The sequence below is a fragment of the Arthrobacter sp. zg-Y919 genome, from assembly GCF_030142045.1.
Taxonomy (GTDB): Bacteria; Actinomycetota; Actinomycetes; order Actinomycetales; family Micrococcaceae; genus Arthrobacter_B.
Window position 1 is genome coordinate 2,517,449 of sequence record NZ_CP126242.1, and the last position, 15,683, is coordinate 2,533,131.

General features: G+C 65.3%; 16 protein-coding genes. 8 read left to right on the forward strand and 8 right to left on the reverse strand.

All coding sequences use genetic code 11. From position 1 onward, the window contains the following. Window positions 1-32: 32 nt before the first annotated feature. Together QNO10_RS11835 and QNO10_RS11840 are read left to right on the forward strand one after the other, a co-directional pair. Window positions 33-461, forward strand: a complete 429-nt coding sequence (locus QNO10_RS11835; RefSeq protein WP_229947118.1) for a hypothetical protein — start codon at window positions 33-35, stop codon at window positions 459-461. 7 nt (window positions 462-468) lie between these two features. Next, the gene (locus QNO10_RS11840) at window positions 469-957 is read left to right on the forward strand and encodes an HIT family protein (RefSeq protein WP_229947116.1); all 489 of its coding nucleotides are present in this window, start codon (window positions 469-471) and stop codon (window positions 955-957) included. A 99-nt stretch (window positions 958-1,056) separates the two neighbouring features. On the opposite strand, the gene QNO10_RS11845 is transcribed toward QNO10_RS11840, so the two are convergent. Genes QNO10_RS11845 through QNO10_RS11855 form a run of 3 tightly spaced genes read right to left on the reverse strand, consistent with a single transcriptional unit; the run spans window position 1,057 to window position 4,198 of the window. Beyond that, window positions 1,057-2,112, reverse strand: a complete 1,056-nt coding sequence (locus QNO10_RS11845) for a polyprenyl synthetase family protein (RefSeq protein ID WP_229947114.1) — start codon at window positions 2,110-2,112, stop codon at window positions 1,057-1,059. Between the two features lie 50 nt (window positions 2,113-2,162). Then, window positions 2,163-3,491, reverse strand: a complete 1,329-nt coding sequence (locus QNO10_RS11850) for a geranylgeranyl reductase family protein (protein WP_229947112.1) — start codon at window positions 3,489-3,491, stop codon at window positions 2,163-2,165. After that, entirely contained in the window at window positions 3,488-4,198 is a 711-nt protein-coding gene (locus QNO10_RS11855; protein ID WP_229947110.1) for a demethylmenaquinone methyltransferase, read from the reverse strand. Before QNO10_RS11855 ends, QNO10_RS11850 begins: the two co-directional genes overlap by 4 nt. Window positions 4,199-4,316: 118 nt before the next feature. Here QNO10_RS11855 and QNO10_RS11860 point away from each other — a divergent pair, with 118 nt between their 5' ends. The 5 genes from QNO10_RS11860 to QNO10_RS11880 all read left to right on the forward strand — a co-directional run bounded on the left by QNO10_RS11860 (window position 4,317) and on the right by QNO10_RS11880 (window position 9,198). Next, a complete protein-coding gene (locus tag QNO10_RS11860; protein WP_229947108.1) occupies window positions 4,317-5,666 on the forward strand; it encodes an isochorismate synthase in 1,350 nt (449 codons plus the stop codon). A gap of 185 nt (window positions 5,667-5,851) precedes the next feature. Beyond that, complete coding sequence (locus QNO10_RS11865) at window positions 5,852-6,631, forward strand: basic amino acid ABC transporter substrate-binding protein (RefSeq protein ID WP_229947086.1); 780 nt, start codon at window positions 5,852-5,854, stop codon at window positions 6,629-6,631. A gap of 165 nt (window positions 6,632-6,796) precedes the next feature. Then, window positions 6,797-7,585, forward strand: a complete 789-nt coding sequence (locus QNO10_RS11870) for a basic amino acid ABC transporter substrate-binding protein (protein ID WP_229947084.1) — start codon at window positions 6,797-6,799, stop codon at window positions 7,583-7,585. 72 nt (window positions 7,586-7,657) lie between these two features. Then, window positions 7,658-8,443 carry an amino acid ABC transporter permease gene (locus QNO10_RS11875; protein ID WP_229947082.1) on the forward strand — a complete coding sequence of 262 codons (786 nt, stop codon included), beginning with the start codon at window positions 7,658-7,660 and terminating at the stop codon, window positions 8,441-8,443. Window positions 8,444-8,448: 5 nt separating this feature from the next. Beyond that, window positions 8,449-9,198, forward strand: a complete 750-nt coding sequence (locus tag QNO10_RS11880) for an amino acid ABC transporter ATP-binding protein (protein WP_229947080.1) — start codon at window positions 8,449-8,451, stop codon at window positions 9,196-9,198. A 207-nt stretch (window positions 9,199-9,405) separates the two neighbouring features. Here QNO10_RS11880 and QNO10_RS11885 read toward each other — a convergent pair whose 3' ends face one another. From QNO10_RS11885 to QNO10_RS11895, 3 genes are all read right to left on the reverse strand, one after another. Next, window positions 9,406-9,600: a helix-hairpin-helix domain-containing protein gene (locus QNO10_RS11885; protein ID WP_229947078.1), complete on the reverse strand. Its 195-nt coding sequence runs from the start codon at window positions 9,598-9,600 to the stop codon at window positions 9,406-9,408. Between the two features lie 138 nt (window positions 9,601-9,738). Further along, a complete protein-coding gene (gene menD, locus QNO10_RS11890) occupies window positions 9,739-11,439 on the reverse strand; it encodes a 2-succinyl-5-enolpyruvyl-6-hydroxy-3-cyclohexene-1-carboxylic-acid synthase (RefSeq protein ID WP_229947076.1) in 1,701 nt (566 codons plus the stop codon). Window positions 11,440-11,533: 94 nt separating this feature from the next. Next, window positions 11,534-12,520 (reverse strand): o-succinylbenzoate synthase, encoded by a 987-nt coding sequence (locus QNO10_RS11895; RefSeq protein ID WP_283995860.1) that lies wholly within the window; start codon window positions 12,518-12,520, stop codon window positions 11,534-11,536. A gap of 89 nt (window positions 12,521-12,609) precedes the next feature. Between QNO10_RS11895 and QNO10_RS11900 the strand changes: the two genes are divergently transcribed. Next, on the forward strand, window positions 12,610-13,518 hold the full coding sequence (locus QNO10_RS11900; RefSeq protein WP_229947075.1) for a phosphatase PAP2 family protein: 909 nt from the start codon (window positions 12,610-12,612) through the stop codon (window positions 13,516-13,518). Here QNO10_RS11900 and QNO10_RS11905 read toward each other — a convergent pair. Both QNO10_RS11905 and QNO10_RS11910 read right to left on the reverse strand, forming a co-directional pair. Continuing rightward, window positions 13,515-14,747 carry an MFS transporter gene (locus QNO10_RS11905; RefSeq protein ID WP_229947072.1) on the reverse strand — a complete coding sequence of 411 codons (1,233 nt, stop codon included), beginning with the start codon at window positions 14,745-14,747 and terminating at the stop codon, window positions 13,515-13,517. The two genes, QNO10_RS11900 and QNO10_RS11905, sit on opposite strands and share 4 nt — an antisense overlap. Window positions 14,748-14,821: 74 nt before the next feature. Continuing rightward, the gene (locus QNO10_RS11910; RefSeq protein ID WP_229947069.1) at window positions 14,822-15,679 is read right to left on the reverse strand and encodes an MBL fold metallo-hydrolase; all 858 of its coding nucleotides are present in this window, start codon (window positions 15,677-15,679) and stop codon (window positions 14,822-14,824) included. Between the last annotated feature and the right edge of the window lie 4 nt (window positions 15,680-15,683).

The following is a 15,683-nucleotide window of genomic DNA, read 5'->3' on the forward strand; positions in this document are numbered from 1 at the left end:
ATACATCCACTCAACGCACGCTTGGAGACCACATGAGTGAAATTTTCCTGGATCGATTCCGCGCCCTGGTCCCCAAGTACCTTGAGGACAACTGGCGGGAAGAAGACGGCATCCCCGAGCAGGAGCTCGATTCGATGCTCGCTGCCCACGATTTCAACATCCCGCTGGTACTGCGTGAGTTCTATCTCGCTCTCGGAGGCTGCGAGGACCTGATGGAGGCCTTCCACTTCTTCTGGGATCCGGACGAGCTCGAGATCGAAGACGGTTACCTGCTTTTCCTCGAGGATGAGGACGAGAAGTTCGTTTGGGGCATCCGTGCGGATCAGTTGGACGTTCCGGACCCCATAGTCTGGCGCCGCAACAACGCACGCGGTGACTGGCAGAGCGAGGAAGGCACCCTCAGCGAGTATGTCCTGGACATGTTCGAGTGGGTTTTCGAAGAGGACGAAGACGAGGACTAAGCCTTCGATGAAGGACGCTTTCCGCGAAGAAACCTGGAAAAGCCACGCACCGGACGGCTATGAATGTCCGTTCTGCGACATGGCATCCGGGGAGTTCCGCTACCCCGGCAATCTGTGCGAGCCCGGGGATCTGATCTACTCCGATGACCTGGTGCTAGCGTTCATCGCCTCCCACGGCTTCGACCCGGAACCCGGACACGTGCTGGTCACCCCCCGCGCGCACTACGAGCTGCTCTATGAGCTGCCCGACGACGTCGCAGCGCGGATCATGCTGGTGACCCGGGACATGGCCGTAGCCATCAAGAAGGCCTGGAATCCCGACGGCGTCACCACCCGGCAGCACAACGAACCTGCCGGCAGCCAGCACGTCTGGCACTACCACCAGCATGTGCTTCCGCGCTGGACCGACGACGGCCTGTACTTCACGCCTAAGCGCCCCATCGTGCCGCCCGCTGTCCGGGCACGCAAAGCAGCGGAGCTGCGCGCCGTCCTGTAGGCAGGACACTCTCCTGCGCAGCTGGCAGGCGCGGCATCTGGCGGCCCTTGGTGCGCAGGACAATGAGGGCCGCGCTGGCGGCAGCCCGGCAACAGACCGTCAGACCTCGCGGTTGACTACAGCCCGGGCGAACGCGGCGAGGGCTTCCTTCACTACGGAGTCCGGCAGCGGTGCGAGGGCAGCCACGGCGTCTTCGGACCAGCCGCGTGCCACTTCCCATGCATCCTGGGTCACCGGACTGCTGCGCAGGGCGGCTACGGCTTCCGCCAGAGCCTCATCCGAGCTGAGGTCACGGTCCACCAGTTCCAGCACCGCAGCAGCGTCCGTGTCTCCTCCGGCCGCAGCGCGGCGCAGCAGCAGTACGGGCAGCGTGGGGACGCCTTCACGCAGGTCCGTGCCGGGCGTTTTCCCGGACTTGACCTGCATGCCGGTGACGTCGATGACGTCGTCGGCGAGCTGGAAGGCAATACCCACCTTCTCGCCGTATTCGACCATGATGTCGATGACGTCCTGGCCGGCACCGGAGAACAGGGCACCGAACTGGCCGGAGGCGGAAATCAGCGACCCGGTTTTGTCCGCAATTACGGACAGGTAGTGTTCCAGCGGATCCTGGCCCTCCGCAGGGCCGACGGTTTCATGCAGCTGGCCCAGGCACAGCCGCTCAAAGGTGTGGGCCTGAATAGCCAGGGCCGGACCCCCGAGGGCGGAAACGAGGCTCGACGCACGGGCAAAGATCAGGTCGCCGGTCAGTACAGCCACCGAGTTGCCCCAGATCTCGTGCGCAGTCGGTGCTCCGCGGCGGTACGGAGCCTCATCCATCACGTCGTCGTGGTAGAGCGTGGCAAGGTGCGTCAGCTCAACAACCACTGCCGACTGGATGACCTTCTCGGGCGCATCCTCCGCACCGAGATGGGACGCAAGCAGGGTCAGGAGCGGACGGATGCGCTTCCCGCCGGCCTCCACGAGGTGCCGGGACGTGACATCGGCAAAGGGATCGGAATTGGCGACAGCTTCACGCAGCCGCAGTTCCACCTGCTCCAGGGACGCGGCCATCGACGGGCCCAGCCTCGGGTCCTCCGCCAGCAGAGCGAACCCCGGCGGCAGGGCGGAAGTGCTCGGCGCGGTCTCCGGGCTGGTGTTGGTGGATTCAGTCACTGTTCAAGACTAACTATTTGTCGGAACGGGTGGACAACAGGCATCTAGCGTCACGGCAGCTGCGCGGATTGCCGGGAGGTCCCCGGCGTTCCCTGGTTGCTTGCCGCAGGAACCAGCATTTCCAGTAAGGCAATAACTCTATCCTCTATGCCTTTGGAGCTGCGGTCCGTGAGGTTCGCGAGCATACGCACCACAAACCGCATCAGCACCGGAATGGGCATCCCGGTGCGGAGAGCCAGTTTCATGATTGCAGGACGGCCGATCATGGAGGCAAAGATACGGCCGAGGGTGAAGTGGCTGCCCCACTCTTCCCGCACGTGCCCTGCATAGCCGCGCAGCTCGCCGTCGAACGCGGCACGGGACGTAAGCAGGCCGGGCGTGAGGGCAGCGCCTTCGCCCTCGATGATGTGTTCGGCGGCAAACCGAGCCGATTCCATGGCGTAGGAGATGCCTTCGCCGTTGAAGGGGCTGACCATGCCGCCCGCATCACCGAGCAGAAGCAGCCCGGGTGAATAGTGCGGAGTGCGGTTGAAGCCCATGGGCAGAGCTGCACCGCGGATTTCGCCCACTTGGTTCTCGGGAGTGAAACCCCACTCTGCGGGCATGCCCGCAGTCCAGTCGCGCAGGACCTTGCGGTAGTCCAGCTTCCCGAATTCCTTGGAGGAGTTCAGGATGCCCAGGCCCACGTTGGAGGTTCCGTCGCCGACGCCGAAGACCCAGCCGTAGCCGGGCAGCGGATTGCCGGCGGCGTCGGGAAGTTCCAGCCAGCCTTCCATCCACTCGTCATTGGTGCGGGGGCTCTCAAAGTAGGTGCGCACGGCCACGCCCATGGGACGGTCGTCGCGCTTTTCGATGCCCAGACTCAAGGCTGTGCGGCTGGAATTTCCGTCAGCAGCCAGCACGACGTCGGCAAAGAACTCCCGCCGTTCGCCGGTACGCCTTCCGTTTTCGTCCAACACGTTGGCGACGGCGCCTTCCACCCGTCCGTCGTCCGCACGGATTGCGGAGACCACCGTATGCCGCTCAAGGATTTTCGCTCCAGCAGCCTGCGCGTGGCGGGCCAGGGCCTCGTCGAAACCGAGTCGGGTGCGGATCAGGCCGTAGTCCGGGAAGTCCGAAAGCACCGGCCACGGCAGCTCAAGGGTCCGGCCGCCGGCGATCAGGCGCAGTCCCTTGTTCCGGCGCCACCCTTCAGCCTCTTCGTGCGGCAGCCCAAGGAACTGGATTTCGCGCACCGCACGGGGAGTCAGGCCGTCGCCGCAGACCTTTTCCCGCGGGAAAGCAGTCTTCTCGAGAACGGTGACGTCCACTCCGGCAGAGGCGAGGTAGTACGCGGCTGTGGAGCCGGCGGGACCGGCACCGACAATAAGGACCTTCACTTTGCCGGCTGTCCTCCGGGCTTGACGGCGCGGTGCACGGCGACGATTCCGCCGGTGAGGTTCCGGTAGGCCACATCCTGCCAGCCGGTTTCGGCGATCCACGATGCAAGGCCGTCCTGGTTCGGCCAGGCCCGGATGGATTCAGCCAGATAGACGTACGCATCCGGGTTGGAGGCAACCTTGCGTGCGATCGACGGCAGGGCACGCATCAGGTACTCGGTGTACATGGTGCGCCACACCGGAACCACCGGGGAGGAGAATTCAGCAATGACGAGGCGTCCGCCGGGCTTGGTTACCCGGAGCATTTCCGCCAGGGCCTTCTTCGGCTCGTTGACGTTACGCAGGCCGAAGGAAATGGTGGAGGCGTCAAAGGAGTTGTCCTCGAACGGCAGGTTGGTGGCATCGCCGGCCACGAAGTCAATGTCGGGACGCCGGCGCTTGCCTACCTTGAGCATGCCAAGCGAGAAGTCGCAGGCAACGACGTCGATCCCTGCATCGGCATAGGGCTCGCTTGAGGTACCGGTGCCGGCGGCCAGGTCCAGGACCCGCTGTCCGGGCACGGCCCCCACGGCGTCCACCACAACACGGCGCCAGCGGCGTGTCTGTCCCAGGGACAGCACGTCGTTCACGACGTCGTATTTAGGTGCCACGTCGTCAAACATGGCAGCAACTTCATCCGGGCGTTTTTCCAACGATGCGCGGTTCACTCTGTCATTGTCTCAAACAATGCAGGGGCCACCGAACCGGGCGTCCCTTGTCGTGTTGCTCTCAGCCCCGGGGCCCGATATCCGGCCTGCACCGGCGGCGGAGTACTGTGGAAGCACTATGACCACCCTGCGTTCTGTGACAGTGCCCGTCGGTGAGCTTTCCGCCGCCATGGGTCTCCTGGAGTATCTGGTTCTCGACGAGCAGCTGTGCTGGATCCGGCGCCAGGAAGGACTTGTCGGCTTCGGAGAAGCCGCCCGTTTCACCTCCAGCGGCCCCGAGCGCTTTGCCCGTGCACAGCAGTGGTGGCGGTCCATCCTGGCGGAAGCCGAGGTCGAAGACCCCCTGGCAGCCCCCGGCACCGGCGTCGTCGCCTTTGGCTCCTTTGCCTTCTCCAAACGTTCCCCCTTTGAATCCCGGCTGGTGATTCCCGAAATTATCGTGGGACTGCGCGACGGCGAGGGCTGGGTAACGTACACCACCGCCGATCCCGACGCCGACCTCAATGCCGAGACGGCGAAGGCGGCACTGGCCCGCTACCTGGAGGATCTGCCGGTCTACCGCGAAAGTGATGCGTCGGACCGGGTGCTGCCGGGCATGCTGAGCGAGTCCGAGTGGAAGAACGCCGTGGCACGCTCCGTGGCCCACGTCGCCGCCGGAGATCTCAGCAAGATTGTCCTGGCCCGCGACATTGCCGTGAAGCTGGGCAGCCCGGTGGTCTCCTCGCAGGTACTGCGTGAACTGGCCGTACGTTACCGCGACTGCTGGACGTACTCCGTGGATGGACTGATCGGCTCCACCCCGGAGATGCTGATCCGGGTCCGGAACGGAACCGCCGAGGCCCGGGTGCTGGCCGGCACCCTGGACCGTGCAACGGCACCCGAAGATGATCCGGACTACGCCCAGCGGGTGCTGGCGGGGTCCGATAAGCAGCAGCACGAACACCAGATCGCCATCGATTCGCTCACCCGCTCCCTGGAGCCTTTCACTTCTTCGATGACTTCCCACACGGAGCCGTTTGTCCTCGAGCTGCCCAATGTGTGGCATCTCGCCTCGGATGTCCGGGCCGCGCTCGCTCCCGACGAAGGCGGCCTGATTCCTACACCGCTGACGCTGGTGGAAGCACTGCACCCCACCGCGGCCGTCTGCGGGTTCCCGACCAGCGTTGCGGGCGAACTGATTAGTGAACTTGAACACATGGACCGCGGCCCGTATGCAGGACCGGTGGGCTGGATGGATGCCGCCGGAAACGGCGAGTGGGGCATCGCCCTGCGCGGTGCGGTGATCGAAAGTCCCACCGATGTGCGGCTCTATGCAGGCTGTGGAATTGTCGCCGGCTCCAATCCTGCGGCGGAACTAGAGGAAACCTGGAGCAAGTTCCGGCCGATGCTTGAGGCCCTTGGCCTCGGCCGGCCCGTCGCCAGGGCGCAGCGTATTCCCGACTTCGCCGCATCGCCGGCAGGGTTCTGAGCCACCACTGATGTCCCTCCCGGGACCGGTTGCATAACCGTATGGTCCTTTGCATAAATTTACAGTGGGTAGAATAGAAACTCGGAAGTGGCCCTCACGGGCCTTTCCGCCTGATGCCGCTCTGGAGACGGTTGGTTTCCGCCTGCGGCTTGATCTATTCCTGCCGACCAAAGGTCTGAATTCCCATGCCGCATAAAGTCCGTACCACCGTTGCTGCCCTCCTGGCTGTCGGGGCACTCGCCCTTACCGCCTGTGGCGACTCCACCTCAGCTGACGAATCCGGCCTTGCCACGGTCAACGAGGGTTCCCTCACGGTTTGCTCGAATGTTCCCTTCAAGCCCTTCGAATACGTCGTGGACGGGGAATACACCGGATTCGACATTGAGCTCACCCGCGAGATCGCCAAGGGCATGGGCCTGGAGCATGAGATCCAGAATGTTGGCTTCGACGGCCTCCAGAGCGGTACCGTGCTCGCGGCCCGTCAGTGTGACCTCATAGCTGCGGCCATGTCCATCACTGAGGAACGTGCCGACAAACTGGCTTTCTCCGACCCGTACTATGACTCGCCGCAGACCCTGCTCGTTCCTGCCGATTCACCGGTTGCCTCCCTTGCGGATCTGAAGGGCAAGAAGATAGGCATCCAGCAGGGCACCACCGGCGAAACCTATGCACGGGAAAATGCCGGCGACGCGGAAATCATGTCCTTCCAAACCGATGCCGAGCTTTTCCAGGCCATCCAGGCCGGAAACATCGACGCGGTCCTGCAGGACCACGCCGTAAACCTGGACCACACCGAGGATGGCAAGTTCCGGATTTCAGCCACCTTCGAGACAGGTGAGTCCTACGGCTTTGCCATGAAGAAGGACGGCAGCGAGGAACTGGTCGCGAAGGTGAATGAACAGCTTGCTGCACTGCGGGAGAATGGGAAATACCAGGAGCTCCATGACCGGTTCTTCACGAAGTAGGCGCAGGCAGCAGCAGGCCCTCAGCACGGCATCCGCCGGGCACGGGCGGCGGCCGGAGCCCGCGGACATGTTGCCGAAATATGTACTGAGTACGCTCTAGACTGCTTCCCAATACCAAGCTACGGGTGAGTCCTCTCACACCGTCCGACGTTAGGTTGTATACCAATGCCGCACAAAGCCCGCACCGCTGCCCTCACCTTTCTAACCATCGGCGCCCTCTCCCTGACCGCCTGTGGTGGCGACGACGCCGGAGCCTCCGACGACTCCGCCAACGGTTTTGATCTGGTTTCAGAAGGCACCCTGACGGTCTGCTCGGACATCCCGTTCGTTCCGTTCGAGTATGAAGAAAACGGTGAATACACCGGTTTCGACATGGACCTGGTCAAGGAGATCGCAACGGGCCTGGACCTTGAACTGGCAGTCCAGGACGTTGGATTCGAGGGCATTGCCAGCGGCACCGTGCTGGCTGCGGGCCAGTGCGACCTCGAAGCAAGTGCCATCACCATCACGCCGGAACGCGAAGAGGCCATGGGCTTTGCGGATCCGTACTATGACTCGCTGCAGTCCCTGCTGGTCCCGGCGGATTCTGATATCAAAACCATCGCTGACCTGAGCGGAAAGAAGCTCGGCGTCCAGCAGGGCACGACAGGCGAAGCGTACGCGCGGGAGAACGCTCCGGACGCTGAGATCGTCTCCTTCCCCTCAGACGGCGAACTGTTCCCGGCCATTCAGTCCGGTAACGTCGACGCTGTGCTCCAGGACCTGCCGGTGAACATTGGACACACGGAGGATGGTGACTTCACCATCGCCGAAGAGTATGAGACCGATGAGTCCTACGGCTTCGCCATGGACAAGGACAACACCGAACTCATCTCCGCCGTCAACGAGCAGCTCACAGAGATGCGCGACAACGGCAAATACCAGGAGATCTACGACAAGTACTTCACCGAATAACGCCTAGACCACTGCGTCGTCCCGGGCCGGGCGCCCGGGACGACCCCTTTTCTTCCCCGGAAGGCCCCCACTTTGAAACCCTCCACCCGCAGACGCCTGTTCCGGGGCGTCCTGTATGCCGTTTTTGTCATCGCGCTGGTAGCCGTAGTCCTGGCTGCCGACTGGGAAGCTATCGGTGAGAACTTCTTCGACGCCGAGGTGGCCCGTGAGGCTTTCCCCACCATCGTTACGGTGGCGGTCAAAAACACGATTATCTACACCATCATCGCTTTCGCCGGCGGGCTCCTGCTGGGCCTGCTGCTGGCCCTGATGAAGCTCTCCCCCGTCGCTCCGTACCGCTGGGCCGCCACGGCCTACATTGAACTTTTCCGCGGACTGCCGGCCCTGCTGGTGATCTTTGGTTTCGCCTTTGCCGTCCCCATTGCCTTTGACTGGCGTCCGCCGGGAGGCAGCGCCGGCGCCGGGCTCCTCGCCCTGATCATCGTGTCCGGTGCGTACATTGCCGAGACAATCCGCGCCGGCATCCAGGCAGTACCTTCCGGCCAGGCCGAGGCCGCCCGGTCCCTCGGCATGGGTCCGGCCTGGACCATGATCTCCGTGACCCTGCCCCAGGCGTTCCGGATCATCACGCCGCCGCTGACCAACGAGCTCGTCATCCTGATCAAGGACACCTCCCTGCTCTTCATCGCCGGCATGGCCCTGCAGGACCGCGAGCTGACCACCTTTGCACGGGACTCCGTCTCCCAGACCGCGAACGCCACTCCGCTGGTGCTCGCCGCACTGATGTACCTGATCATTACGCTGCCGCTGACCCAGCTGGTGGCAAAGCTTGAACGACACAACCAGAGAGGCAGGTAGCAGCCATGAGCGTTCCGAACACCAACGCCCCTGCCATCGAGGTCCGTAACCTTCACAAGTCCTTCGGAAGCAACGAGGTGCTGAAGGGCATCGACTTCCATGTGGACCAGGGTGAGGTGGTCTGTGTGATCGGCCCCTCCGGTTCCGGCAAGTCCACCCTGCTGCGCTGCGTCAACCGCTTGGAGGAGCCCACCAGCGGCACCGTCCTGGTGGAAGGCGTGGACATCACCCATCCCGACACGGACCTGGACAAGGTCCGTACCCGGATCGGCATGGTTTTCCAGCAGTTCAACCTCTTCCCGCACCTGAATGTGCTGCGCAACCTGACCCTGGCGCAGCGCCGGGCGAAAAAGCGCGGTCAGGAAGAGGCGTCCAAGGTCGCCATGAAGAACCTCGCCAAGGTTGGTCTGGAGGACCGCGCCACCGCGTTCCCCGCCCAGCTGTCCGGCGGCCAGCAGCAGCGTGTGGCCATTGCCCGCGCGCTGTCCATGGACCCCGACATGATGCTCTTCGACGAGCCCACCAGCGCCCTGGACCCGGAGCTGGTTGGCGATGTGCTTGCCGTAATGCGCCAGCTGGCCGAAGAAGGCATGACCATGATGGTGGTGACCCACGAGATGGGCTTCGCCCGCGAAGTAGGCGACCGTGTGGTCTTTATGGACGGCGGCGTAGTGGTGGAGCAGGGACGTCCCGAGGATGTCCTGGGCAACCCGCAGCACGAACGCACACGGGCGTTCCTCTCGAAGGTTCTCTAAACCGGTTCCCTTGGACCGTGGGCCCTGTCCTGTGTCAGGCCCGCGGAGACCAGTGATGTTCCGTCGGCACGGCCCGCACCTTCTGGTGCGGGCCGCGCTGCGTTTCGGAGGCAGGGTTTCACGGGTTTCAGGGGCTCCACAGTTGTGTCCGGGTTTCCAAGGCGTCCAAACACCCTAAGGTGTCCAAACGCCCCGGGTGTCTCCGCTTCAGCCCAGTGCGAGTCCGTGTTCGGCCAGGGACTGTTCTACGATGCGAAGCGCCTTCGGACCCATGCCATGGAGCGAAGCAAGCTGCTCCCGCGGGACGCCGGCCAGCTGGCGAAGTGAGTCATAACCTGCCCCGGTCAAGGCGCGGGCCGCAGGGGCTCCAACCTTCGGCAGGGCATCGAGCGGTGTAGCCATGCAGCGAGGCTACGCTTCAGCCAGGCGGGACGTATAGGCCGCAGCAGCCCTTGTCTGGGCAGCATCTCCGCGGCTCCGGCGCAGCTCCTCTCGTCGCCGCTCCGGCCGTCGCCTCTCCGCAGCGCTCCCAGCCGCCCGTTATTTCCCCAGCGCTGCCGTCACAGCGCTCTGGACCTGACGGTGCAGGCCGCGCAGCGTTTCCCGCGCGGTGCAGACTTCCAGTACCGAGCGCCCATTGACCGGTTCCGCCAACGCAGCTTCGAGTTCATCCGCAGACCGGATCAGTTGATGGCGCACTCCATAACCGCGGCACAACCCGGCGAGGTCTGCGCGGTGCGGTGTTCCGAAGAAGCGTTCCACCAGTGCCGCATACCGCGGATCCTCCCCCAGTGCTCCGTGTTCCAGCACCGAAAAGATGCCGCCTCCGCCGTCGTTCAACACCACGATCTGCAGATCAGGCTCGGTCTCCCCATCACCCAGGAGCAGGGCACCGGCGTCGTGCAGGAAGGTGAGGTCCCCCAGCAGCAGCCGGGTCGGAATGCCGTTCGCCAGCGCGATGCCCGTTGCCGTGGAAATCGTTCCGTCGATCCCGGCGAGCCCGCGGTTGGCGTATACGTCCAGCGGATGCCAGCCTGGGGAGGCGACCAGGTCCATGTCCCGGATCACGTTGGAGGAGCCAAGCACAAGGTTCGCATCCGCAGCGTCCCAGACCAGGTCCGCCACCTGCAGCCCGGTCAGCTGGTCCTGCTGCTCCAGCAGGTTGGTCAGGGTGTTCAGAGCAGCCTCGGATGCGTTGCGCCACTCCTCGAGCCAGCCGGGTGCACCGGTGCCGGCGAATTCGAAGAGTCCGGGGATGTCGCTGATGATGGTTTCCGGACGCCGGCCCGGAGCGAACCAGTTCACCGGCCGGGGCAGATACAGGGCCTTCTCGACGTCGGTACGTGCCAGCAGCGCCGCTACCGGCCGGGAGAGCGTGGGCCGGCCAAACACCACAACGCGTTCAATCCTCGGACCCAGTTCCGGCAGCAGCAGGCGGTAGGCGCCCACTGCATTGGGACCAAAACGGGCGTTGGAGGACGGCTCGGCCAGCAGCGGAAGCCCGGCACGCAGCGCGAACAGTGCCGCAAGCTCCCCGGCGCCGTCGCCCGCCACCACCACAGTGCGGTGCGTCCCGGGAATTGGCGGATCGGTTGCCGGGACCCGATCCGGGAACGACGCCGGCGCGGGCAGCGCCGTGCGGTCCGCCGCGGACTCCAGGAACAGCGGATCCGACTCCCCGGGGGTCAACGGATCACGGAACTGGAGGTTCACGTGGACCGGCCCTACCGGCATGGCGTCACCGAGCCCGGCCAGCGCTGCGGAAATCGGCCCGGCGGGATCGGTCCCTGCCTCCACATCGGCGGAAGCCATGGGGAAACCGGCGAAGATTCCCGGCTGCACGGTGGTCTGGTTCGCGCCGGTGCCGTGCAGTTCTGCGGGACGGTCGGCCGAGAGGACCACCAGCGGGACGCCGCCGTGGTGCGCTTCCATGACAGCGGGCATCAGTTCGCCGACGGCGGTGCCCGACGTCGTCACCACGGCCGCGGGACGCCGGCCTCCGCGGGCCAGGCCGAGGGCCGTGAACCCGGCAACCCGTTCATCGATCCGCACGTGGACCCGCATCCGGTCCTGCAGTTCGGCTTCGGCCAACGCATAGGCCAGCGGAGCGCTGCGGGATCCGGGAGCGAGGACGACATCACGCACTCCGGCGGAAGCCAGGGCGGCAACGGCGGAGCGGGCTGCCTGGAGCGCAGTCAGGTCGGCGGAAGACGGGGTGGGGGCGTTCGAGGTTCCAGTCACCTTTCCATCCTAGGGTTCCGGGCATCAGGCCCGTAGCCGGCCCAATCCCACGGATTTCCCACCCTGGCGAAGTCCCCGTCACACCTAGCCGCGCCTATTCCACCAGTTCGTACACCCGTTCCAGCCGGTCCAGCCACCACTGCGTGCGCTCCGGCGGGGCCGCGAACCGTTCCAGCAGTTCCCCGGACACCGGTACGTCCCGCACGGCCAGAGCGCCGCCGTCGGGCAGCAGGGACTCCTCGGTCACGTCCCCTGCCATCAACGAAAGTGTGCCCAGCCCGCAGGCGTAGGGAAGCTCCGGCAGGGCCGCGGCCAGCGCGACTCCGGTGCGGATCCCCACCGAGGTGTCGATGGCGGAACTGACCACTGCTGGCAGCCCGGCCTGCGCCACAATCTGCACAGCCCGGCGCACCCCGCCCAAGGGGGCGGCCTTGATGATGATCAGGTCTGCGGCGTCCTCCCGGGCGACCTTCAGGGGATCGGATTCCTTGCGGACACTCTCATCGGCGGCGATCAGCACCGGGATCCCGCGGCGGCGCAGCTCGGTCCGGACGGCACGCAGCCCATCGATGCCGGCGACCGGCTGTTCGGCGTATTCCAGTCCGGCTTCGGCCAGCAGGGTCAGTGTTTCGACGGCGGTGCGAAGGTCCCAGCCCGCGTTGGCGTCCACGCGGATACCGGCGTCGGGCAGCAGCCGGCGGACTTCGGCCACCCGGGCCAGGTCTTCCTGAGGAGTCTGGCCGGCTTCGGCAACCTTCACCTTCACTGCGGATACGGCCCCGAAACGGGCCAGCACGCCCTCGACCTGGTCGACCGCTACGGCGGGCACCGTTCCGTTCACGGGAATCGAGCGACGGAGAGGTTCGGGGTAGCCCTGCCATGCCGCTTCCAGTGCGGAGGCAAGCCAGGGCGCGGCTTCGGCATCGGAGTATTCGGGGAAGGGCGAAAACTCGCCCCAGCCGGCCGGACCCTCAACCAGCAGGGCTTCGCGGTGCAGAATGCCGCGGAACTTTACCCGCATCGGGAGGGAAACCACGCGGGCTCCGGCCAGGAGGTCAGTCAGTTCGGGGGTCTGGGGCACCCTGCCAGCCTACGCGTTGCCGCCCGCATGCCGCCTGGGCTGTCTGGGCAAACAGGAAACGATCATGATCATGTGGCAATCTGGAACCAATGGATACTCGCAACTTGCTGGCACAGCGCTCCCGTGCCCAACGACCGGCTGCGCATAATCCGGCGCTCTTCCTTTTTGCCGCGCTTCTCTGTGCTGCCGGCGTTGCCGCAACCTATTGGTTTTTTGTCCGCACCACGATTGGCCAGCTCGCCGATGAGTCGGCCTTCAAGGAAGCCGAGCTCATTGCCCCGGGAACCGGCCGGCCGGTGCTCGCCTTCCTGGACAACCTGCCGCTGATCTCGGTGTTCATCGCGGTGATTGTGGTGGTGTTCGTGTCCATCCTGCGGCACCGGATTTCGCCGGCAGTGATTGCCCTGGGCACGTTCGCGGCCGCCAATGTCAGCAGCCAGCTGTTGAAACGGACCGTGCTGGACCGGCCCGACCGCGGGGTGGTGACCCTGGATTTCAACTCGCTTCCGTCCGGCCACACCACGCTCGCGGCCTCTGCCGCTGCCGCTGTGTTCCTGCTTGCCTCGCCGCGTTGGCGGCCGCTGACCGCGCTCTTTGGCGGCAGCTACGCGGTGCTCGCAGGTGCAGCCACCTTCCTGAACCTCTGGCACCGGCCCGCCGACGTCGTCGCCTCGCTGCTCGTGGTCGCGGCATGGACACTCGTGGGCGGCCTGGTCATGATGCGGACGAATCCTGAATGGAACCGATGGCCGGCCAAGGGCGCGGCGCAGGGCTCCGCCAAGGCTGTTGCCCTGCTCTGCGCCGTCCCGGGAGTGCTCGCCACGGCGGCAAGCCTGGGCCTGTACTTCTATGCCCGCTGGGATCCGACGGCACTGACCACCTCCGCGCCGCTGTACTTCTGGGCGGGACTGGCCCTGATTGTCGGCGTCGGCTACCTGGTCAGCGCCCTCGCCTGCTGGCTCTTCAGCCAGCAGGCCGGAGATCCTGCCCGGCGCTAACGCACTTCGCGTACGCCGGCCGGATTGCCGGTGGCTTTCCGTCCGGGAACCCAGAGCCAGAGCACAACGGCACCCAGCAGTCCCAGTCCGGCTGTCGCCCAGATGCCCGCCGAGAGGGACACGAGAGCGGTGACGGCCGAGAGGATGCCGGGCCCACCCATGGTCCCGATATCCGCCAGCAGCCGCCAGATCCCGAGGAACTGCGGACGTCCCGGAGAGGGTGAGAAGTCCGCGCCGAGAGTCATCACGATTCCGGATCCGATACCGTTGCCGAACCCAATCAGCAGCGCAGCAAGGAGCAGACCGGTGGCCCCGGAGGCCAGCGGCAGCAGCGCGAGGCCCAATCCCATGATCAGCATGCAGGGCACCGCCACCGAGCGTCTCCCCCAGAGGTCCATGGCCTTGCCTGCGGGGTAGAAGATCAACATGTCGATGGCACCGGAAAGCCCGTAGATCAGTGCCGTGGAGGTGGGATCGAGACCAATGTGCTGGCCCCAGAGCGGAATCACGGCCTGCCGGGTGGCCCGGACGGCTGCTATCAGCAGCACCCCTATCCCAATGGTCCGGAACACCCGTGCATGGCTGCGCAGGATGGACCGCACGGTGGGCGCCGGGGCGGAGTCCAGGGGTTTCACTCCCTGTCCTGCCCCTCGCCCGGAACGGACGGCCAGGTCCGGCACTTGGAAGCTGAGGATCCCTGCCCCGACGGCAGCCAGGGCCCCCACCCAGTAGGCGCCCGTGGTACCAAAGAAATGGATTGCTCCCGCAGCCGCGAAGGGCCCGATGAACACACCGATCCGGTTCACCCCGCCGAGCGTGGACAGTGCCCGGGCCCGGAAATGCACGGGCACGGCCTCCGTCAGGTAGCTTTGCCGGGCCAGTCCGAACACCGATCCGGCCATCCCGACCATAAACACCGCCACCGCAAAAACCCACAGCACCGGGACCGAGGCCGCGAGGACCATAGCCAGCGCGGACCAGGCGGAAGCAGCGACAAGGGCCCATTTTTCCCCGAAACGCGTGGTCACGATGGTCGCCGGGACATTCGTCAGCAGAGAGCCCACGCCGGTAAGCGTGATAACGAGGGCGGCAAGGGCCACAGTGGCACCGAGGCCACGGGCGCTGAGCGCGATCACCGGCAGGATGGCTCCGGTCGCCAGCCCGTAGAGGAGGGTGGGACCGTACGCCGGGATGGCTATTTTCCGAAGGCTGAAATCGTCCGCTGGCACGGCCCCAGACTATCGCTGACCGCGCCTGCTTCCGGTCCGGGCTACTTCAGGTCTATCTCCGGACGACTTCAGGCCTATTTCCGGAGCCATTTCCACCGGGCCAGGGTCCGCAGCCGGGTGAGCAGCGCCCGGGACTGGTCCGGACCGTACGGCAGGATGGGGATGGCTTTCGTCATGTCCACGGACGCCTGGTCCATGGCGCTGCGGGTGACGGCGACGGCGGTGCGCATCTTGTTCATCTGGGTGGTCACGAAGTCGACCGTGACGGGTCGCCCGTGCCCCGGAACGAAGACCGTGTACAAATCTTCCAGGGAGGCGACTTTCCCCAGGGTCCGGATCCAGTCCTTGGGGAAGGAATCTTCAAAGGCCGGATCTGCGCCTTGTTCCACCAGGTCACCGGTGAAGAGCACATCGCCGGCTCCCACCAGCAGATCATGGTCCGTGTGGCCGCGGCCCAGCTGGAAGAGCGTCACGGAGATACCGCCCAGATCCAGGTCAACGGGAACGTCCTCCACCAGTTTCGTGGGCTCGGCAATTTCCGTGTGGGCCCCCATGGCTGCAGCCATTTCCGGTTCCGCATCGGCGGCCTGGGGCCGGTGGCTGTTTCCGTTTTCACGGATGCTGGCGGCGCAGCCGGCGGTTGCCCAGATGTCCTCCGCACCCTTGGCAAGCAGCAGGGCGTTGCCGAAGTAATGGTCGAAATGCGCATGCGTGTTAACTGCTGTCAGCGGCAGATCGGTGAGTGCCCGCACAGCGTCGTAGATCTCCTGCGCCATGCCCGGCCCGGCACCGGTGTCAATAAGCAGGGCACGTTCGTCCCCGATCACTAGCCCGGTATTCACGGCGAAGGCAGCGTTGGAGCGCACCCATACCCGGGGCGCCACCTCCTGCCAGCCGAGCTGGCCCGTGACGTGCTGCGGTGTTTCAGTCATGTCG